Origin of the sequence: Paenibacillus haidiansis, from assembly GCF_036553665.1 — a bacterium.
GTDB classification, from domain to species: domain Bacteria; phylum Bacillota; class Bacilli; order Paenibacillales; family Paenibacillaceae; genus Fontibacillus; species Fontibacillus haidiansis.
In genome coordinates this window covers 1-21656 of the sequence record NZ_JAZHPZ010000008.1, presented here as the reverse complement: position 1 = coordinate 21656, position 21656 = coordinate 1, and the positions used below count along the sequence as shown (strand labels likewise).

General features: G+C 49.0%; 14 protein-coding genes, 11 tRNA genes and 2 rRNA genes. All 27 read right to left on the bottom strand.

Annotation, left to right across the window (positions count from 1 at the left end):
- Window positions 1-9: 9 nt before the first annotated feature.
- Complete coding sequence (locus tag V3851_RS16295; protein ID WP_331847774.1) at window positions 10-1347, bottom strand: Tn7-like element transposition protein TnsE; 1338 nt, start codon at window positions 1345-1347, stop codon at window positions 10-12.
- A gap of 262 nt (window positions 1348-1609) precedes the next feature.
- Window positions 1610-3379: a TnsD family Tn7-like transposition protein gene (locus V3851_RS16290; RefSeq protein WP_331847610.1), complete on the bottom strand. Its 1770-nt coding sequence runs from the start codon at window positions 3377-3379 to the stop codon at window positions 1610-1612.
- A gap of 11 nt (window positions 3380-3390) precedes the next feature.
- Window positions 3391-5061: an ATP-binding protein gene (locus V3851_RS16285; protein ID WP_331847609.1), complete on the bottom strand. Its 1671-nt coding sequence runs from the start codon at window positions 5059-5061 to the stop codon at window positions 3391-3393.
- Complete coding sequence (locus V3851_RS16280) at window positions 5058-7262, bottom strand: Mu transposase C-terminal domain-containing protein (protein WP_331847608.1); 2205 nt, start codon at window positions 7260-7262, stop codon at window positions 5058-5060. Before V3851_RS16280 ends, V3851_RS16285 begins: the two co-directional genes overlap by 4 nt.
- 5 nt (window positions 7263-7267) lie before the next feature.
- A complete protein-coding gene (locus V3851_RS16275; RefSeq protein ID WP_331847607.1) occupies window positions 7268-8095 on the bottom strand; it encodes a TnsA endonuclease N-terminal domain-containing protein in 828 nt (275 codons plus the stop codon).
- Between the two features lie 4 nt (window positions 8096-8099).
- Entirely contained in the window at window positions 8100-8435 is a 336-nt protein-coding gene (locus tag V3851_RS16270; RefSeq protein ID WP_331847606.1) for a hypothetical protein, read from the bottom strand.
- A gap of 57 nt (window positions 8436-8492) precedes the next feature.
- Entirely contained in the window at window positions 8493-8840 is a 348-nt protein-coding gene (locus V3851_RS16265) for a helix-turn-helix domain-containing protein (protein WP_331847605.1), read from the bottom strand.
- A gap of 218 nt (window positions 8841-9058) precedes the next feature.
- Window positions 9059-10891: a glutamine--fructose-6-phosphate transaminase (isomerizing) gene (glmS, locus tag V3851_RS16260; RefSeq protein WP_331847604.1), complete on the bottom strand. Its 1833-nt coding sequence runs from the start codon at window positions 10889-10891 to the stop codon at window positions 9059-9061.
- A gap of 711 nt (window positions 10892-11602) precedes the next feature.
- Window positions 11603-12949: a phosphoglucosamine mutase gene (glmM, locus tag V3851_RS16255; RefSeq protein ID WP_331847603.1), complete on the bottom strand. Its 1347-nt coding sequence runs from the start codon at window positions 12947-12949 to the stop codon at window positions 11603-11605.
- Between the two features lie 133 nt (window positions 12950-13082).
- Entirely contained in the window at window positions 13083-14489 is a 1407-nt protein-coding gene (locus V3851_RS16250; RefSeq protein ID WP_331847602.1) for a CdaR family protein, read from the bottom strand.
- Window positions 14482-15312: a diadenylate cyclase CdaA gene (gene cdaA / locus V3851_RS16245; protein ID WP_331847601.1), complete on the bottom strand. Its 831-nt coding sequence runs from the start codon at window positions 15310-15312 to the stop codon at window positions 14482-14484. Before cdaA ends, V3851_RS16250 begins: the two co-directional genes overlap by 8 nt.
- A 249-nt stretch (window positions 15313-15561) precedes the next feature.
- Window positions 15562-16176 (bottom strand): zf-HC2 domain-containing protein, encoded by a 615-nt coding sequence (locus tag V3851_RS16240; protein ID WP_331847600.1) that lies wholly within the window; start codon window positions 16174-16176, stop codon window positions 15562-15564.
- A gap of 131 nt (window positions 16177-16307) precedes the next feature.
- Window positions 16308-16883 (bottom strand): RNA polymerase sigma factor SigW, encoded by a 576-nt coding sequence (sigW, locus tag V3851_RS16235; RefSeq protein WP_331847773.1) that lies wholly within the window; start codon window positions 16881-16883, stop codon window positions 16308-16310.
- Between the two features lie 233 nt (window positions 16884-17116).
- A complete protein-coding gene (gene ppc, locus V3851_RS16230; RefSeq protein ID WP_331847599.1) occupies window positions 17117-19909 on the bottom strand; it encodes a phosphoenolpyruvate carboxylase in 2793 nt (930 codons plus the stop codon).
- A gap of 326 nt (window positions 19910-20235) precedes the next feature.
- A tRNA-Gly gene (locus tag V3851_RS16225) sits at window positions 20236-20309 on the bottom strand.
- Window positions 20310-20318: 9 nt separating this feature from the next.
- Window positions 20319-20395, bottom strand: a tRNA-Pro gene (locus tag V3851_RS16220).
- Between the two features lie 36 nt (window positions 20396-20431).
- Window positions 20432-20508 (bottom strand) — tRNA-Arg (locus tag V3851_RS16215).
- Between the two features lie 6 nt (window positions 20509-20514).
- A tRNA-Gly gene (locus V3851_RS16210) sits at window positions 20515-20589 on the bottom strand.
- 5 nt (window positions 20590-20594) lie between these two features.
- Window positions 20595-20678, bottom strand: a tRNA-Leu gene (locus V3851_RS16205).
- An 11-nt stretch (window positions 20679-20689) separates the two neighbouring features.
- Window positions 20690-20762: transfer RNA gene (locus V3851_RS16200), tRNA-Lys, on the bottom strand.
- A gap of 25 nt (window positions 20763-20787) precedes the next feature.
- Window positions 20788-20862: transfer RNA gene (locus tag V3851_RS16195), tRNA-Gln, on the bottom strand.
- Between the two features lie 3 nt (window positions 20863-20865).
- Window positions 20866-20941: transfer RNA gene (locus tag V3851_RS16190), tRNA-Val, on the bottom strand.
- Window positions 20942-20973: 32 nt separating this feature from the next.
- Window positions 20974-21048, bottom strand: a tRNA-Glu gene (locus V3851_RS16185).
- Window positions 21049-21065: 17 nt separating this feature from the next.
- Window positions 21066-21141 (bottom strand) — tRNA-Thr (locus tag V3851_RS16180).
- 3 nt (window positions 21142-21144) lie between these two features.
- Window positions 21145-21220 (bottom strand) — tRNA-Asn (locus V3851_RS16175).
- Window positions 21221-21227: 7 nt separating this feature from the next.
- A 5S ribosomal RNA gene (rrf, locus tag V3851_RS16170) occupies window positions 21228-21344 on the bottom strand.
- Between the two features lie 134 nt (window positions 21345-21478).
- A 23S ribosomal RNA gene (locus V3851_RS16165) occupies window positions 21479-21656 on the bottom strand; the annotation flags it as partial.

Here is a 21656-nt window from a genome sequence, read left to right as displayed (position 1 = left end):
ATCTTTTGCCTAGCCGGATAATTTCCCGTTTATCCGATACGCCCAATCCCTAATTGAATCGTTTTGGTAATGCTTAACCTTTTCGATATTGAAGCCGTTGCATTGGTTTAAAATGTTCTGATCCCAGTGGCCGCCTTTTTGAACAAGCCCCTCAAGGAGTAACTTAATATCACACTCAACTGTCTTTAGTGAAATCTGCCGGGTTGGGTGGAGGATCAATGTCGAAATGGACCAATCATCCGGCCGGGCTACTTCGATAATAAACTTAGTCGTGATACCATGATCCGCCTGTACGATCGCACATGTTCGTCGGGAGCCGTTTGGACATACAGAAAATCTTTTGCCGGGAGGAATCCTGAGCACAGACATCCGGATATGACCGGGAAAGACATGCTTCAAGATTTGAGTCATCTCGAAAAAAGATTCAAGACCGATTGCTTCTGTGATTGGTATGGTTTCAAGCGTCTGAAAATCGATAGGAGGCGTATCACCGCCGACCATTGAATCCTGTGTGCTTACTTCCTCTAATCCTCCTGAGTTCTTCCCGCCTCTCCCGGAGGTGATGATCACGTCGTTGCCGGTATGGGAATGCCTCACATCCTCTCGACGAGTAGTAACTCTCGGATAATTGGAGAAACGCATAAACGTAGGAGGGGCCTCCAATACATCTTGCCGCGTGTTTTCCCTGGCACTATCGCTTTGATCATTCAATATGTAGTCTTTATTTTCGGATCCATACGTAACTCGAACTTGTTTATCTCCTGAAATCGACTCACGACGCTTCTTCGATGGGTGCCAAAAGACGATTTCTTCCGCCGGATGCTTAAAACCGCCAATACCGAGAATTTCTTTCACCAAGAAGTAGTTATTGAATTGTTCTCCTCGAACGTGAAACTCAAGAGGACCAACAACCGGGAGTTCAACGCCAAGCGGAATTCCCTTCTTCATCCTGGCGTTCGGATTTTGAGGCGAGTCCTTGATCGCTTGATTGAACATCAATTGATAAACGGAATCCCACATGGTACGAATAGCGGGATCGATGTAAATCCAGGATAGGTGACGCGCGTTACTTTCGCTTGCCAATTTGGCCGGTACACGAAAACTCAAATCAAAATACAGAGTTGTTCCTCTCATATCGCTATTATCGATCAACATTTCCAGACCGTGCGGCTGCATTAAATAATACGCCAAATACCTGGAATTAATAAACATGGCTCGAATGAATTCGAACACTGGAAAGCAATAAATCGTCCCGTCAAACTGAAACTGAATAATTTTTTGAAGCCCTAGCTCCGGATTTTGACGGAAGTCAATCAAACGCTTGGGCAATTTAAACCCATTGCTCATCAAACCTTGACCAAGCTGCTTATCGTTATTCTATGTACAATGCCTTCCAATGGCTTAATTTGATCAAATACTCCGTTGGTGTAGACTTGTCCCATGCGCAAATAGGGTACTGTTCCCCATGGGTAGGATACAACTTTCAAGTCCCTGGTTTCCGTCCGAAATGCGACTCGAACTCTCCAATTCCCCTTGTAGTCCATGAAAGGGGACCCGAACCAAAATAACTCAACCCCCTGATTATCCGGAAACGGCCATGAACGCAGTGTCAATGCAGCCATAATGGAGTCACCTCAGCAGATGCAATTCGATTCATTGAAGCTCCTTGTCCAATACAACGATCAATTTCATCCGATACCTCTTGGGCATATCCCGGTCGCAGTCCGGTTTTTTTCACAAGTTTCCACCGTTTTATGGGCCATTCGCCAGCCAGTTGCTCAGCAGCCCATCGAACCCTCCTAATTTGAAATTGGGATGTCGACTCAAGGTAATCAGATAATACTTTCGTCGTTACAGGGAGCTTTTGTTTTTGCTTTTCTAGCAAACTCAGTTTCCCGATTCGTTTGCCTATCGCTGAAATCGTAATTCTGACAGGTTTATTTTTGCGATCTGATAACATCCTTCTACATGCTTCCTCGACAATCCAACTTAGCTCCAGATCACGTTTCCCCCAGTCGACTCGTGTATGTTTAGATCCCTTAGACCGGACCGGCTTGGAAGATTTTCTTGAACTCTTTAATAATGCAGGTTCCAAGTTGCGTGTTGTTATAGTACCTTTGGCGTACTTAATGACTGTATTCGTATCAACCCCCAATAACGCTGCCATGGAACGATAGGAAATGCCCTCTCGCAAATGTACCTGAAGCTTATTTATCCAAACAGAACCAAACGATTTGATACGCCCTCTGTGGTATTTATCTTCTTCGGATTGATCCGGTCCTCGTCTTGAATAGGCGAAGCCGCATTCACAAGTAAAGGTTCCTACAGGCCGGCCGGTATCTGTACAACGCGTAATGCGCAGGTCCGTTATTATTGAGGTTCGATAATGTTCCGCTGCTTTGTTCAGACATGGCCATGGCCCTTTACCGAAGGGTGCGTCATCCACCTCGGATTGTTCTAAAAATCCATTGAATGACCCGTACAAAAAACGGATCAGCAGCATCTGCCGCAGCGGATGAATCGCCCGCCGGGCGGACCTTGTCGCCAGATTCAGCCATGTGTAGTCCTTACCGTATGGAAGGCTGCCCAGCATCTCCAGCAGCTCTCTCCCATAGCAAATGACGAACTGCTCCTCAAGTTTTTGCTGGCGAATACGCCCGCCTGCGGTTACATACCCTTGCTTCCGTAAGCGTGGTAGGAATATGTTCCTGGAGTCATAAAGAACTGGAAAATCGTTGGTTTGCATTAATGCCTGAATGTCTCTTGCGATGTCTGAAAGCTGATTGATTGTTTTACCTGACAAGTTGGCGACAATCGGTACTGAGCCGAACATCTTCTTCGAAATAAGGAGAACGGTCAACCCATATCGATCTGAAACCGGGTATGTCATCCGATGCAGAACATCCCGATGAACCGGACAAACCCATACTCCCGGAAGCTGGTGAATGCGGTCCCAATACGGTTCTCCAAATTGATGGATAACTTCTTTATAGCATTGTGAACAGAACCGTAAATCACCGCTCCTATCCACAGTACTGGCGGTAATCCCAACAAGTGCATGTATCCCCGATCCATCTGGCCCTTTCATCAGTTGCTTTAAACGATTCGCACGATCCTTTGGCAAGAATGGAGCATAAAACGGATAAAAAGTGTGGTCTTTGATCCAATCATCGGCTGTCATTTCATGCCACATACTTCTACGCGAAAATGCCTCGATATGACTTGGCAGGTCAATTGTCGGAATGACATTCTTCGTGCCATACACTTCTTTAAACGTACATTTTGGACTTGTGTTATTAGCCCTTAAGTGATAACGACTGATCACGCCGTATAAGAGCTCATCTGGATACGGAATAGGAATTGGAAACCGTTCATTCATGGGTTCAATGCCTAATTAAGGAACTCCAAAGGATTTTTAATATATCCGGCTGCCTTCAGCGCCTCGTAAGCGGACAACTTCTTCTTTTTCCCTTGTGATACGATTAATCTCAAATCGTCAGGCTCGGTCGGAATCACTTTTGAACTGCTTCTTTCGCGTTGCTTTGTGAAATCACTTGATGGAACAGGCTGTTTTTGTAATGCCAGCTTTAAGGCCTCTTTATGCAGATCTACACGATCCAGTTCATTCAGGTGCGCCTGTACAACTTTTTCAGCCGATCGCTTTGCTGACTCGCGATCAATACCCGCCTCAACAAGCCATGCGCAGACTTCATTCACGGTTTGTTCCACAACGTCGTAACCGAGTTCATTCCGAATCAATTCCAATCGTTCCGCTTGCCGCTGTTCAGCCTCAATCCGATCCAGATAATCGTCAATGGACACACTGGAATAAATGTCGGCAAAGTTCTGAATTTGTTTTTTCTTGCCGGATCGTAATGCTTCAAGAGCAGGCCGAATCAATGTCAGCCGATCCTTTGCAACGGAACGAATCAATTCGGGAGTAATTTGCTCCAATTCTTTATCCAATGCTCTCCATTGGGTCAGCATAAATAGTTTTAACGCAATGTCGGAAATACCCTGGGATTCGTCGTACATGATATCGATAAACTCCTGATTCAGTTCAGCCTTTTTGACTGTCCACTGATATTTCCACAAACCTTGCAGCAGCCACGTCCATTCCTCATCTTTCTTAAAATGGTGCCACGTAGCGTCCCCTTGGCCGCTGTTGCGCCGCGCGTTTCGAAATTCACCATTTAATGCGGGGAGCGCCTTATATGTTCCGACAAGTATGACTGGCAACCCGATCGTGTTGACCAATTGAACGAAGAAGTTCAGCATTTGAGCTGCGCGATCGTCCTTGGCTTCCTGAAGGTTTTGGATTTCGTCAATCACAAGAACCCCCAGACAATGCACAGCAGCAGCCTGCGCCATGAGCGGCAACAATTCATCCGGATTTTTCGTGACATTCTTTTTGTAGTACTTTGTCCCAACGAGACTATTGACCGCAAGCAAAAAATTCAGGCAGAGCCCTCTGATAGAACCGTCATGCGGGCAATCCATCTTTAACCACACAATTTGATAGGGGGCAGGCATATCTTTGCCTTGATATTTCCGATGCAAAATCACTTGCGGATACATTTGCAAGATTCGAAGCAAGCTGCTGGACTTCCCGATTCCCGAAATTCCCACTAAAGCAAATCCGGCTGATGTGGGTGTATTCACTGGATATCCGCTTGTACTCCCTTTCATGATGAGCTCATATGCGTCCTTACGGGCTCGGAAAGCATAATTCGGGGTTAGCGGATTTCGGCCGACATAACCGTCTCTAATCAGTCGGGAAATGCTTTGCTCCAGCTCCAGATGCCGAGATAATGGTTGAAAGAAATCGCGAGAAATTCGTTGTACGCAATGTAACCGAAGATGGACGGGCAACTCTCGTTCAGAAGCATGAAACTTCGGTCTCGAAGCTAATTTCTGTACAACGGTTTTCTCGTCCCATATCGGCGGCAGTGCCTCAAGCAAGGGATTGCTGCGATAATCCTCAATTAACGGATCCTGATAGTCTGCTTCAACAAATGTGCCGCGGCTGAAATGAAATAAGGGGATATCAAATTCACTCATTCCTCTTCACCATCTTCGATCATATAGGCTTTAATTTTGGACAGTTTGTCTGCCGGCGGAATATATGACGGTGCCTTACCGTCATCACTATCTTCACGCCTCATTGGAATAACATTATTTGCTGGGATGTTAGGTACTTGAGGTTGCTCTGATAATTTAAAAGCTTCTTGTTCACGATTGAGCATTTTTTCGTTGGAGCGATGTTGTCTCGTCCCTTTTATTCGCTGGTTACTGCTTTCTTGATTTTGCTTCATCGCTTCATCAGTCTTTTTAGCCGCTTCTTCTACAATCGCCTTCGTATGAGCGTCCAGTTCGATTTTGGACAACATATTGTTGAATTCTTGATGGCGGCCTTGATACTTTTCAATCTCAAGCAAATCCTCTACTTCTTCGAATCGTTTGTTCATATAACGTTCTTCCCGTTCAAGCAAAGTACATGTTTCAAATCGGTGTCCTTCGTCCAACCACAAATAAATTTCGTCGGTGGAACGGGGATCGTAGCATACTTGAACACGCCACGTTTTTCCTGCCCTTGCTTTTACAAACCACTGCTCACGCAATGCCAGGTCACAACCGTAATGCATGCCTTTGAACTGAATTCCAGCCGCTGTGACGGTCGCTTCCCCATGGTACATTAAGTTTAGCTTGACAATGTGTTCCGGCTGCTTCTTGAGCCGTCCGTTTCGGTTAATGATGCCCCATTGCCACAGCTCGCGTGGAATAGGGAGAATATCATCGGCAATCATAAACTCATTCCGATCGTACCATTGCATGTGGTGATGATTATTATGGTAAAGCACATTGCGAATCATAATCTGGGTAAACTCCCGAAGCGTTAATTTGGCATCCAGACGGTAATCTCGTTCACCTCGCTCCCGTTGACGCTCTTTGATTGCTCCCGGTATAAACCGAATACTTCGAAGATTGATTAATCGGAACTGCTGCTCAACAATGCCCTTCCAATCTGCCCGGTAAGGAGAAGCGTTCTCCACATCTACACCCAAAGCATCAATAAGATGGCTTGGCTTGTGTCCTTCCAGTTCCCCGCGATCAGCTGTCAACTTTTGAGGCAAGTGACTGCAAATCCATTCCTCCGGTTCAATATCGATGCCATATTGAGCACAAAATCTCACTTTATCCATTGTCGTATTGGCCAGAGCCATCATCGCTCCGATCCAGCTCGGTCCTTCGAGCCCGATGTATAATCCGACGATATATCGGCTGAATACATCGATTACGATGTAAATAATCGGTCTTCCGATAATCCAATCTCGACGATATTCACTGACCAGGAAGACATCCGCTACAGTCGCATCGATCTGGAATCTGGAACCTGGACCGAAGCTTTCATGAGTAGAACTGCCAAGAATAGGCCTGTACTTGAGAGCATATTGTTTCCTTCCAAGCCGGCTTTTTAAGGAATCTTCCAAGTCTAATTCTTTCTTGAACCAATAACGATATTGTCCGAACGTCGGCAATTTATCCGGAGGAGGGAGAATAGGTACGAGTGCTTTCCCATCTTGTCGAAAGCCCGTGGCAAAAAACTTTTCAAGCGTTTTTTGGTAGGCATGTTTGAGTGGGGCTTTCTCCCTGTTGTTGTAAAATAGCCGAATTCCCGACCGAAGCAGTTGTTTTGTTTCTTCGTCAATATTGATGCCTGTCGGTCCATCCTCGAACTTTCTGGGACGGCCGCGTTTTGCTTTTCCGGGCGCCCGATCCGTCCCATAGTCTCCACAATTGTAATAATGGGGGAGAAGCGCATTTTTCAACTTTCCGCCTTGCCAGAATCTCCGCAAATATCGATAGATTGTACTTTTATGAAGTCCTGTCTTTTCCTGAACTTCTCGTACACGTATTCCTCGCCATTTTTTATCAAAACAATCTGGTTCATCAGACACGATATCCCTAATCGCATCCCACGCCTTATCACGGAGGAGGAGATGATCATGATCAATGGAATGCTCCAGTAACGGAATGTTTGAATTGATCCAGTCAATGGGCTTACATAGATTAGCCTCTATGCCAGCAATGATCTCTGTATATGTTTTCATAACCGGAAACGCCTTATCGTCCTCAAGTGCGATACTGAATACCACGTCATTTGCCTGGGAAATCCACAGGATTCGCTCTACAGCGCGGTCATCCGTTTCGGATGAAATCCATTCTATCACCTGATTTTCTAAAATAGACCTTGATGACATTGCATTCATCCACCTTTCGCTTCAAGCCTTATATCCGAATGCTTCTCAGAGAAGTCCTTAGCTGGAAGAGTAGGTATGATTCGTTCGGTCATATCGACGGACCAAATTTTTCGTGCAATAAAATGGCGGAATAGCGCAAGTGAAGTACCTGCATCAAGTCCTAACTGTTCATCGCAAGCCAAGCATGCTCTCGATACGACTTCACCGTTATGTAATCTAGCGGATAACATCTGTTGCAGATTTCGAATCGTAAATATTCCAAGCGCCGGAACGTCCTCATTGTGGAACTCTTTATGCACCCATTCGATATTTCGTATAAGTGCATCCGGCAGATCTGATTCAGTGATGATACCCCAATCTACATGTCTGGAATCCCAGTAAATCCGCTCAATTTCAAATTTTGCTATGGTTCGTTCATTTTCCAATTCAGCGGATGGTTTCACTGTTCTGGCTAATGTTTTATCCCGATAAGTAATAAGAAAATCCGTGGTCATCACGATCGATATGCCTGTTTTCGGATCTTTGGGATGTTCCACACCGATTTTCTCCGCGATCATTTGCGTTTCTTCTAACGGCAGAAGTGGAAATTGTTCGCGAATATCCGATACATCATCGCAGTAATCCAGAAGGTAGAAATAATCACGCTCAATATCCGACAAGAGTTGGTGTCTTCGACCGGTCGTCCATCCAACTCCACGAGTTACCCTGCCTTCTGAAGGGACGTCCTGAATCGTAAGCCAAGGAAGATAGTCCTTACCGGACCCCTGTCCTCTGCCTTCTTTGATCATCCTTTCAATTTTTGCTTCTGTGAATTGCCGTTTCCGCTTGGCCACTGGATCACCTCAAATGCTTGTCCGGCAGACTGTTTCGTGTACTATCTGCAAGCTCTTTTCTCAACGTCATCAATCTTTGGAACTCTGAATAATACGCCCTGACTTTCTTTGAATCACATGGTAAAAATTCAATTGGATAGCAGTTGATCTTTAAACCATCCTCATGAATGATTACAATCTGATCTTCATCATCTTGGGACTTAACCGACACCGGCCAACCCCCAACTTGACGTGCTCGCTCAAACCATTTCTCATGAATGGCTAGCGAACAGGAGTAGAGGCTCCCGTTAAACCAAATTCCATTTTGAGTCACGATTCCAATGCCCGACTTTTCTTTCACTTGGTAACACCCCAATATGTTTTGGTGATATTACCATATTTACACTTTCCGGATATTTTAATCCGTTTTCGGATATTTATTTTTTCTCTTTTTGATTTCTATAATTTCGTAGAGCTCATTTTTCTCTTGAGCAGGGAGTGCACGAATACTGGTAAGCAGCTTTAATTCCTCTCTTGATATATAGGTTGGAGTTTGAGAGAAAGATTCGTCATCATCTGAAAGCAGCCAATTAAGATCACATTGGAACGTGTTTTTAAGCGCAATGATCGTTTCACACGATGGCAAACAAACCCCGCGTTCAATATCACTAAGCGTTCCTTGCGAAACGCCGATTTTCAGTGCAAATTCTTTCTGATTCAACTCATGCGATTTTCGGATAGTTCTGACTTTCTCGCCCAGATTCAAACCGGATCAACTCCAAAAAAAGAAAATAACCCCGCAAATATTCCATTTACGGGGTTCATGCTCATGATGTCTGTTTTATCGGAGTAAATGCTGAAGCACCCAGCAGTCTAACACTTTATTTACTCAGTCTAAAACTTTATTTTCACGGTCTAACACTTTATTTTTCAGTCTAATACTTTATTTTCACCGAACAAATACCAACATTTATGCCCGTTCCCTTACTCCACCGTCACGCTCTTCGCCAGGTTACGCGGCTTGTCGACATCGTTGCCGCGCTCCAGGGAGGCGTAGTAAGCCAGGAGCTGCAAAGGCACGACGGACAGAGCCGGCGTAAGCAGCGGCAGCGTCTGCGGAATCGCGAACGCCTGGTCGACGGATCTCAGCAAGCCGGCGACATGCTCTTCGTGCGTGATCGCCATAACATCGGCGCCGCGGGCCTTAACTTCCTTGATGTTGCTGACCGTTTTTTCAAGTACGGAATCCTGGGTCGCCAAGGCGATCACCGGAATGCCTTCTTCGATCAGCGCCAATGTACCGTGTTTCAATTCACCTGCAGCATAAGCCTCAGAGTGAATGTAGGAAATCTCTTTCAGCTTCAGGGAGCCTTCCTGAACGACCGCGTAATCCAGACCGCGTCCGATGAAGAACAGATGCTCATGCTTGGCGATTTGCTCGGCGTAAGTCTTGATCGCATCCGTATTGGCCAGCATGCTTTCTACCTGCTCAGGCAGAGATTGCATGGCTGCAATTACATGAGCGACTTCCTCCGGCGATTTCGTGCCGCGTACTTGGGCCATGTACAGGGCCAGCAAGTAGAACGCGATCAATTGCGATGTGTAAGCCTTGGTCGAGGCTACCGCGATTTCCGGCCCCGCCAGGGTGGCGATCACGTCGTCCGCATCGCGGGCGATCGAGCTGCCGACCACGTTCGTAACGGCCAGGACGTGGGCGCCGTTCGCTTGCGCTTCGCGCAGGGCGGCCAAGGTGTCGGCCGTTTCCCCGGACTGGCTGACGACGATAACGAGCGTCTCAGGCGTAATCAGCGGGGAACGGTAACGGTATTCGGAAGCGACGTCAAACGCTACCGGTACGCGCACCAGTTGTTCAATGGCCGTTCCGCCGACAAGACCCGCATGATAAGCGGTACCGCAGGCAACGACATGGATACTGTTGATGGAGCGGATTTTGTCATCGGTCAATTTAAGGCCCGGCAATACAACCTTACGTCCGCTAGCATCGATGCGTCCCAGCATCGTGTCGCGGTAAGCCTTCGGCTGCTCATGGATTTCCTTGAGCATGAAGTGATCGAATCCGCCTTTCTCCGCGGTTACCGCATCCCAATCGACAGAAATCATTTCCCGAGAAATAAAATTCCCTTCGATGGTCATCAATTCGACAGCGTCTTCGGTCAATACCGCCATTTCCCCGTCATTCAAAATATACACATTGCGCGTATAGTTCAAAATCGCCGGGATATCGGAACCGATGAAGTTCTCCCCTTCGCCCAAACCGATAATGAGCGGGCTCGCCTGACGCACGGCTACCAGTTTATTCGGCTCGTATTCCGTCAGTACACCGAGAGCGAATGCGCCGCGCATATAGCTGATCGCTTTCTGAACGGCCTTGACGATGTCACCCTCATACTCGCGAGCCACCAGGTGGGAAATAACCTCCGTATCCGTCTCCGAGACGAACTCGTAGCCTTGCCCGATGAGCTCTTCTTTCAATTCCAGATAGTTCTCGACAATCCCGTTATGGACGACCGAGAATTTCTGGCTGTGGTCCGTATGCGGATGGGAATTCACATCCGACGGTTTGCCGTGCGTAGCCCAGCGTGTATGGCCGATTCCGGCCGTACCTACCAGCGGAGCTCCTTCCAGCTTTGATTCCAGATTGGCCAAGCGGCCGATCGATTTGGCGATTTGCAGTCCTTCTTTTGTGAAGACCGCGATCCCCGCCGAATCATACCCCCGGTACTCCAGCTTTTTCAGCCCTTCCAGCAAAACCGTCTGAGTGTCTCTTTTCCCGATATATCCAACAATACCGCACATATTTATATATCCTCCGTTTCATTCTCTCCGAATTTAAATGCAGGAGGAAAGAAGCGGAAGACGCTTTCGCGGTCCACGTGAGACAGGTGACTATTCAATTTTCGAATGATGCAAAAAATCAACCTTTGACCACGCAAAGTATACATGAATTCATCAGAATGCAAAAACCTATGAATAACATGCACCTTTTCATGAATGTCCCCAGTTCTCCGTTCACCGCGGTTCTTCCGCGTCTCCTCATGCACTCATGAAAAGTTTGTACATTCCATTAGCTAGATTCATCAAAAATCATAAACATCGGTCCGCAAGGTTTGTGAGAACGGTCGCCCATTCCTTTTGCCTTTGCGGTTACGGTGCGATGCGGCACCGGGAGGCCCCCGCCGAACAAGTTCGAACACCTCCACCTCGTCAGCTTGCATTTGCCGCTTCCCCCGCCCGGGTTTATTGCCTTGCATTCTTCCGGGTCGGCTTCCTGCGCGCGAAATCAAGCTCTGGCGCTTAACTGCCCTGTAACCTCACTGCCCTCTCTTTCTTTTCTTGAATATGCTTATTATATGCACCTGCGAGACATTTGGCAATAATCAAGATGTCCCAATTGCCACATCCTGTCTCCTCAGGCTCTATACCCCAATAAGAAGCCGCTGAAACCCGAATCTTACGGTACCAGCGGCTTATTTTTAAGACCTATGATAAAAGTCGCGATAATCTTTATTAAACCAGTTCTTTTTCGACAACGGAGGCAATGTGAGCCACCAGCTCCTCCAATTCGCCCTTCTCCGGTCCTTCGGCCATGACGCGGATCAAGGATTCCGTCCCGGAAGGACGCACCAATACCCGGCCGTTATCGCTGAGCTGACGCTCCACGGTGCTAATGGCCTCCTCGATCGCCGGATTCCCGGCAAACTTGCTCTTATCCTGTACCCGGACATTTACCAACACTTGCGGATATTGTTTCATGACTTTTCTCATCTCGCTGAGCGGTTTGCCGGCCGCCTTCATCGTATCCACGAGTTGAATCGCCGTCAAGATGCCGTCGCCCGTCGTATTGTAATCGAGGAAAATCACATGGCCCGACTGTTCCCCGCCCAGATTGTATCCGCCGCGGATCATTTCCGCCATGACATACCGGTCGCCGACGGCCGTCTGCTGGGTGTTGAGCGACAATTTCTTGGCCGCCTTGTAGAAGCCGAAGTTGCTCATGACGGTCGAAACGACCGTGCTGTCCTTCAGCTTGCCCGCCCGATTCATCGCGTCGCCGCAAATGCACAGGATGTAGTCGCCGTCGACTTCTTCCCCGCGCTCGTCGATGGCGATCAACCGGTCGGCGTCTCCGTCAAAAGCGAGCCCCAAATCGGCGCCGAGACGCACGACCTCCGCTTTCAGATTCTCCGGATGTGTCGATCCGCAATGATCGTTGATATTCAGCCCGTTCGGTTCCGCACCGATCGTATGGACTTCGGCGCCCAGTTCCCGGAACAGTCTGGGGGCGAGCTCATAAGCGGCGCCATTGGCGCAATCCAGCACGATTTTCAGGCCTTCGAAGGAATGGCCGATCGTCGTTTTCAGATGGTCCAAATATTTATATTTCGAATCATTGTCTACAGTAACATTCCCGAGCCCGCCGCCAATGGGACGAGGAAGCTCGTCTGTCTCTTTGTCCATGAGCTCTTCAATCATCAGCTCGGTTTCATCCGACAGCTTGAACCCGTCGCTGCCGAAGAACTTAATGCCGTTGTCCTCGACCGGGTTATGGGAGGCCGAGATCATAACGCCGGCGTCTGCATTCAGAAGCCGAGTCAAATAGGCGACCGCCGGTGTCGTTACCACGCCGAGACGAATGACGTCGGCACCGATCGACAGCATGCCCGCCACCAGCGCCGATTCGAGCATGACGCCCGAAATCCGGGTGTCCATGCCGATAACTACCTTAGGCTTAGAAACCTGCCCTTGGCCCGTAAGCACATAACCTCCGCAGCGGCCGATCTGAAAAGCCATCTCCGCCGTGAGTTCCTGATTTGCGATTCCCCTTACTCCATCTGTCCCAAAATACTTCCCCATGATTTCACTCCTTCAACATGTTGTGAAGCCCCAGCCGTATATTCTGCTATACGACTAAAGGCTTCAATCGCTCTTCATTCCCATGTTCTTTATGACGTAATCGTTCCATGCTTGATCCAAGCTCCGGGCTCCCCTAACCTTCGGCGTTCGAAGTTTCCCCTTTTCCGCCGTCTTCGGTCTGGGCGGGCTCCTCTACGGCATTTGAACCGTTCCCGACGTTCCCGCCGTTCCCGCCGTTTCCGCCGTTCCCGTTGTTCTGCGCTCCGGCATCGCCGCCGTTATTCTCCTCCGGAACGGAGGATGCAGGCTTGTCGCTTGCCGTTAGCTCAATCTGAACTTCGATCCTCTGATTCGGATCGTTAAGCACGATGTATTCGGGCAACACTACGGACACCGGAATCGTATGCGTTCCCGGCCCCAGCCCGGCCAAATCCGCCGTAGCCGTAATATCTTCGGCTTTCAGCTTATCCAGCACATCCTTCGCTCCGCGAACCGTCAGCGAAATTTCGGAATCCGCAGGATCGATGAATTTCTCCGTCAAGCTGTCCTCAAGGTTGATCAGGGTTACGGGAATATGATCGATCAGCTTTTGACCGGCCGGTTCTATTGTTACGGTAATCTGAACCGAGCTAGGCTCGATTTTCTCAAAACCTTCCGGCGGAGTCAAGTCCACCGTGTACCTGGTCTCATCTGTTCCCTGAAATTGGCCTAAGTCCACCGTTACCGGATAGGAAGATATACCCTCCAAAACATCCTTTGACCCATAAACCGCAACACCCTCCACATTGGTGGTGATCCCGGAAAGAACGTAGCCGTCCGGCAATTGGCCGGTCTTGCGCACCTCGATCGGAACGGTTTTGTACAGTTTATTGATCGGGACATCCACATCGACCGTATCCGGAGAAATCTCCGCATTACTCATTTCTTGCCCTTGCTTATCATATGCGGTTAGCTTTACGCTCTTGCCTTTTACGCTTTCAGTCAGTCCGGTTACGTCAACTGTCCCCTGCACCTTCTGCAGCTCTCCGATCTCGCTTTGCGGCAGTGTGACCTTGACCGTGCCCGCACCGTTTACGATCGGACTGCCCAACTGCATTTCGTCCGCAGGACTGCCTGTCGTGACTATCGTAACGGGCATATCGACCGTCTCCTTGGCTTCGATCGTCACTTTGATGATCGACGGCTCCATGGAAACCAATTGAACGCCGGGCGGAAGCTCATATTCCAACGGCAGCGTAATCGTGCCCGGGCCGATGCCTTTTAAATCCAGTTTCACTTTATAATCGGAAAAATTCGTCGTCAGATCCGTCCGCTTGCCTTTGACCTCCAGCCGGACCGTATCCCGCTCCAGATCATACAGCACATATTTGTCGCTATCAAAGCCGGTAATCTGGATTTTCGTATCGATGGTCTTAGTATTCACCACAGTGGTCGGCGCGACGGGCGTTCCGCTGTCAAGGTGAACCATCATCCATAGCATAACGCTGACCACCAGGGCGATCACCTTGGCGATATTGTTGTGGTTGATCCACTTATCCATTATTGTCGGCCTCCTTCTTTTTCCAGAAAGGCCTGCGTTTGTCCTTCTGACTCGAATTCGGGCCAAGCTCTTCATACAATTTCGATATCAGCGACTCTTCGTTAATATCGCGCACGATTTGTCCGTCGATCGCCAGCGAGATTTGCCCGGTTTCCTCGGAAACCACGACGGAGATGGCATCTCCCACCTCACTGATCCCGATCCCCGCGCGGTGTCGCGTCCCCAGTTCTTTGCTAATGAACGGATTCTCCGATAGAGGCAAATAGCACGCGGCCGCGGCGATTCGCTGCCCTTGAATGATGACGGCGCCGTCGTGGAGCGGTGTATTCGGAATAAAAATGTTAATCAAGAGCTCCGATGAAATCATCGATTGCATCGGAATCCCCGATTCCGTATATTCGTTAAGTCCGGTATTTCGCTCAAACACAATTAATGCGCCGATTTTTCTACGTGATAAATAATTAACGGCTTTAATGATTTCGCCGATTCGCTTGCCGAACTCCTCTTCGTCCGCCGTGTTCCGCCCGAACAATTTGCCGCGTCCAAGCTGCTCCAGCGCCCTTCTGAGCTCCGGCTGGAAAATGATAAACACCGCCAATACGCCGAAGGTGAACATCTGATTCATCAGCCATTTCAACGTATATAAATCAAACAAGGTGCTTACCGCCCAAACGGCGACCAGGATTAAAGTGCCTTTCAGCAGTTGAATCGCCCTCGTTCCCCGAACCAACAAAATCAAGTGATATATTATATAGGTAACGATGAGGATATCGATAATGTCTTTAATGTAATCCTGCCATGTCAAATTCGCAAAATAGTTCATGGTGTAACCCCCAACAAGTCTCTCCCGGCAAGAATACCGGGCTTAAGAGACGTTTATGTACATCCCATTTCAAGCTTGTCTATATAGATTTCCCCTAAGTTCTAGGTTATAACGTTCCCAAAGCAGATGCAAGCGAACAATAAATTTAGTATCTTCCGTAACGGCAACAAAAATTTTCCTTTTGCAAAAAAAGAAAAAGGCGCCCGTGATCCCTTATAGGGAGGCGCCGCTTTGCTGCACTTGCCGTTATCACTTGGCGACTTCCGTAACCACATTGGTGATCCTGTACCAAATCCAGTCCAGCGCCTGATCGATGCTTTTGATCTCTCCTGCGATATGCGCGGTTGAGGCCTGGTAATATGATCCGTCGATCACCGTTAGATTCCCCTGGACATCGCCGTATATTTCAGCCTTGCCGTTCTCAACGGTCAAATTCCCGGCAATGGTCGAGCCGCTCGGTACGGTCACCGTATTGCCGTTGATGATCACCTGATCCAAATCGGCGGTTTTGACGACGAGCTGATCATTGCTTTCCCAAATGGAGACCGCGCTGAACAGCATGACGAGCAGAAACATGGCTGCGGCCGTCAATGCCGGATGTCTCCGGATCCACCCGATCCAGGCCTGCTGCTTGCGCTGGTTCGGAATCTTGCTCATAATCCGGTTAACGAGCTCATCCGGTGCCGCCTGCGCCCGATGCTTGATCGTGGCAAACAGCATCATTTCCGTCTGCTCCAGCTCTTTAAAGCGCGCGTTGCAAGCGGAACAGCCGCTGAGATGCGACTTCAGCCCCACGGCCTGCTCATGCGTCAAATCGTCATCCAAATAATCGTGCATCAATGAGGAGGCTTGTTTGCAATCCATTGTCAGCCAATCCTTTCAGTCATTCTTAAATCTATAGATAACCAAGTATACAACGGTACTGGCATAGTCGTCCTATCTTACATTACGTTGCAGCCATCAAAGCGTTTCATAAAAAATCTTCGCAAGGCGGATTATAAAACCTTATTTTCCAGTTTCTTGCGGAGAAACTCGCGTCCCCGGTGAACCCGGGTTTTCACAGTCGTCACCGGCATGTCCAGCACCTCGCCGATTTCCTGCAGCGACAGATCCTGCAAATACCTTAAAATGATGACCGACTTATATTTGGCGGGCAAGCCATCGATCGCCTGGTGAATGACCTGCTGCGTCTCCGACAACAAATATTCCGTTTCCGGTGTTCTTTCGTCGCCGGGAATCAGCGTATATCCATCCATTCCTTCCTGATCGTTCATTTCCGCATCGAGATAATAGCTCGGTTTCCGCTTTCGGAGCCGGTCGATACACAGATTGGTGGCGATCCGGTAAATCCATGTCGAAAATTTTTGCTTATCGTCATACCGGTGGAAATTTTTATAGACACGTAAAAAAGCCTCCTGCACGATATCCTCCGCTTCATGCCGGTTGGATAGCATCCGGTACGCGAGATGAAACAACTTATCCTTATATAAATCAACGAGTTCGGCAAACGCGGCCTGATCGCCTTTACGGGCCAGCTTCACCAGTCTCGCTTCAAAATGGTCTACCACCATAATTTCCCCCAGATCCATGGACGGGCTTATTTTCGGACTCTGCCCTCCGGCTTTCCGGTTTCCGAGCCCACTCGCGGCACTTAGGACCGCCTTCACTTCATTCAAATGTTAATTCAACTCCCTATAAAATGCAATAGCTTTCACATCTCATTTTCAGCCGTTTAATCCACAAAAAAGCCGGTCCCGCTCCCGTAAAAAAGGAGAAGACCGGCATCGTTGAATCCGCCGCGGTATCAGCCCGTATTCCGGAGCCCGGCGGCAATCCCGTTAATGGTAAGCAGCACCTCGCGCAGCAGTTCCGAATCGTCATGTCCCTGCTCGCGGGCGGCCCGAAGCTCTGTAAGCAATTGGACCTGCAGGTAACTTAGCGGATCGACATAAGGATCGCGAAGGCGTATGGATTCCTGTACGGCCGGGGAATCGTCAAGGATTTCCGAATTGCCGGTAATCTTCGAAATCATATCCTTCGTCAAATGGAATTCCCGCTCGATCTGCCCGAAGATCCGGTCCTTGGCTTCGGAATCCTGACACATCTTGGCGTACTCTTTGGCGATAACCAGATCCGCCTTAATAATCGCGAATTGCAGCGTATCGATAAGCGACTTAAAGAATGTCGAGTTCTTGTACATATCCTGAAGAACGCGAAGATTCTCCTCGTTGTTCTGATAATAAGCATTCAGCCCTGTACCGGCTGCATACCAGGCCGGGAAGAGATAACGACTTTGTGTCCAGGCGAACACCCAAGGGATTGCCCGCAGATCCTCAAATCTGTCGCTATTCTTACGTTTGGAAGGCCGTGAACCGATATTCAGTTCGCCGACTTCCACCAACGGGGTGGATTCTCTGAAAAATTTCATGAAATCAGGTTCGCGGAAAACCAAATCCTGATACTTGTTCAGCGAAATCTCGGAGATTCCGGCGACGATCTCATCCCATTTTTCCTCTTCCGCACTGGAGCTCTCCTGCAACTTAGCCTGTTTCGCCGATTGGATCAGCGCCGAAGTCGCCGTTTCCAGGCTTCGGTAGGCAATGCCCTTGAGCGCATACCGCGAGGATATCACTTCACCCTGTTCGGTGATTTTGATACCGCCGCCGATCGTTTCCGGCGGCTGTACGAGGATGCTCCGGTTCAGCGGCATGCCGCCCCGGCCCAAAGCTCCGCCCCGGCCGTGGAAAAATTTCAGCTTCACGCCGGATTCTTTGGCGACGGCCGTAATTTGCTTGAGGGCCACCCGCAGCTCCCAGTTGGCGGTAACTACGCCGCCGTCCTTATTGCTGTCGGAATAACCGAGCATGATTTCCTGGAGATCGTTCATGGCCGCTACCGACTGGCGGTAGATCGGCATATTGAACAACCGCCGCATAATGCCGGGAGCTTCATGAAGATCATCCACCGTTTCGAAGAGAGGAACGGATTGCAGCGTGCACACTACGGTGCCGTCGGCTTCCTTATAGAGCAAACCTACCTCTTTGGCGAATACCATAACTTCGAGAATATCGCTGGCCGCTTCCGTCATACTAATCAGATAGCTTGTGATACACTTTGTTCCGAATTCTTTCTGCGCCTTAAATACGGTCCGGTATACGTTCAAGCATTCCGTTGTGCTGTCGCTGTATTCCTGATAAGGGGAAGTCAGGGGACGCGGATCATTGAGCAGCCGCTCCAGCAGATCCACCTTCTCTTCTTCCTCCAATTCGGCATAATTGCTCACGATATTCATGTGAGCCAGAATTTCCGTCATGGCGTTTTCATGTTCCTTGCTATGTTGGCGAATATCAAGCGTAGCGGTATGGAAACCGAACAACTCCACTTGACGGATCAATTTCTTGATATGAGTATCCGCGACATAATCCGCATAATGATGGCGCAGGCTGCGGTCGATAATTTTCAGGTCATCGAGCAGGCTGTTTACTCCGGTGTAACGTTCCGAATCTTTTTTCGACTCGTCCAGTACATTTTGAAGCTTCTGCGTCATATAAGTCAGCTTGATGCGGTAAGGTTCTTTTTCATTAGTCCATTGCGGTATTCTGCTTAGTTTCACCTGCAGCCGGTCCCTTTGAATGGAGGCCAGCAATTCATCCGTAACATCGACGATGCTGGTGCTGAAGCTGAGATATTTGAACAGCTCCGCCAGCAGCCGCTGATATTCCATGATAGCCAGCTTACGCTGCATTTTCAGCGTCTCCCAGGTAACATCGGCGGTCACGGAAGGGTTCCCGTCCCGGTCGCCGCCAATCCACGAACCAAAGCGCAGATAAGTCGGCATATGCCATAGATGTTCCGGATAGTACTTGCTTAGACATCGCTCCAGTTCTTGATAGACCTCCGGCAGAACATCGAACAGGGTTTCATGGAAATAGTACATGCCGTTCTTCACTTCATCAAGAACCGTCGGTTTGCGGTCGCGCAGCTCGTCGGTTTGCCAAAGCGTGATGACCTCGTTCAGCAGCTTTTCTCGAAGCTGCTCGCGTTCCCGGAAGGTGAGCGTCGGGTTATCGAGCAGCATGACATCGTCGGCAATCCGTTTATGGATATCGAGAATCGCGCGGCGCTTTGCTTCTGTCGGGTGGGCCGTCATCACCAGCTCCAGCGACATCCCGTTGAGGATCTCCTCTACCTCCCAGAAGCTGAAGCCGTGCTCCTTCAGTTCTCTTACCGCAGCTTCAATGCTTCCCGGTTGGACCGTTTCCCCTGCGGAGCGCTCATAGTCTCTTCTGCGGCGAATCCGGTGATTCTGTTCGGCGATATTGACCAATTGAAAGTAAATGGCGAATGCCCGGATAACCTGATGTCTGATTCCCGGTTCAAGCGAGTTGATCAATTCTTTAAACTCTTCATGCAGTTCCGGCAAAAAAGCAGCCCTTAGGGACTTACTGGTTTCACGAATCTTCTCGACAATATCCAAGAGTTCATTTCCGCCTTGATGGACCAGGACCTCTCCTAGAATATTGCCCAAAAAACGTATATCGCGCCGAAGCAGGTTGTTCGAGTTGGTTTTACCGGCGGTTACCGTTAGTTCCGTCATATTTTCTCCCCCATTTCATCCCTATTCCGTCTCTAAAAGCCTTCCTATCATAATACAATAAACTTCCCCGAAAATCTTCACTTTATTTGTAAGGATTTATAGGGAAACGGCGGTTTGCGTAAGCGATGAACGGCATTCCGTAGGAATACCAAAGTTTGGTATCAGTTGCATCCTGCTCGCTGAAGGGGACAACCAAAATGTTACCCGTTATGACAACTCATTATTTACCCTAACACGGTGAAGCAATAAAATGCAAGGTTAAAAAAACAATAAACTTTCGATTATAACAAAAAACATCATCAGTCTGATGATGTTGCTGTTATGTATGGAGCGGGTGATGGGAATCGAACCCACGCTACCAGCTTGGAAGGCTGGAGTTCTACCATTGAACTACACCCGCACCTTATAATGGTCGGGACGACACGATTCGAACATGCGACCCCCTGGTCCCAAACCAGGTGCTCTACCAAGCTGAGCTACGTCCCGAAATAAGATGGTACAAACACTATTTAGTTGAAAAAGTGGCGCGCCCTAAGAGATTCGAACTCCTGACCTTTTGATTCGTAGTCAAACGCTCTATCCAGCTGAGCTAAGGGCGCATATAATGGAGCGGACGACGGGAATCGAACCCGCGACCCTCGCCTTGGCAAGGCGATGCTCTACCGCTGAGCCACGTCCGCATTCATGGTGCGCGTGGAGGGACTTGAACCCCCACGTCAAAGACGCTAGATCCTAAGTCTAGTGCGTCTGCCAATTCCGCCACACGCGCATTTTGAAAAGTGAGCCATGAAGGACTCGAACCTTCGACACCCTGATTAAAAGTCAGGTGCTCTACCAACTGAGCTAATGGCTCATACATCATCTTATCAAAGATAAAATGGCTGGGGATATAGGATTCGAACCTATGAGTGACGGAGTCAAAGTCCGTTGCCTTACCGCTTGGCTAATCCCCAATATGGTGGAGGCTGAGGGGATCGAACCCCCGACCCTCTGCTTGTAAGGCAGATGCTCTCCCAGCTGAGCTAAGCCTCCGTATGTAATTCGAATAAATCTTAAATGGAAAGTGGTGACCCGTAGGGGATTCGAACCCCTGTTACCTCCGTGAAAGGGAGGTGTCTTAACCCCTTGACCAACGGGCCATCCAGTAAGAAAAAAATGGAGCTCTCAACCGGGATCGAACCGGTGACCTCATCCTTACCATGGATGCACTCTACCTACTGAGCTATGAGAGCAAGTGGCTCCCCGAACAGGACTCGAACCTGTGACAACTCGATTAACAGTCGAGTGCTCTACCAACTGAGCTATCAGGGAATATTGCGCTTGGCGGCGTCCTACTCTCCCAGGACCCTTCGGTCCAAGTACCATCGGCGCTGGAGGGCTTAACGGTCGTGTTCGGGATGGGTACGTGTGGAACCCCTCCGCCATCGCCACCAAACATATTCAAGCTTAATCGCTTGAAAACCGGATACGAAACTTAGATTTGCGTGTTAGCCCCTATTTGGTTCACCGGGGTCCCCGAAAAGTAATCGGAATTACCTTCGAAGCCTCGCTTCACTTTTTGGGGTAATTTTGGATAAGCCCTCGACCGATTAGTACTGGTCAGCTCCATGCATTGCTGCACTTCCACCCCCAGCCTATCAACCTCGTCGTCTTCAAGGGGTCTTACATACTGGGAAATCTCATCTTGAGGGGGGCTTCACGCTTAGATGCTTTCAGCGCTTATCCCGTCCGCACTTAGCTACCCAGC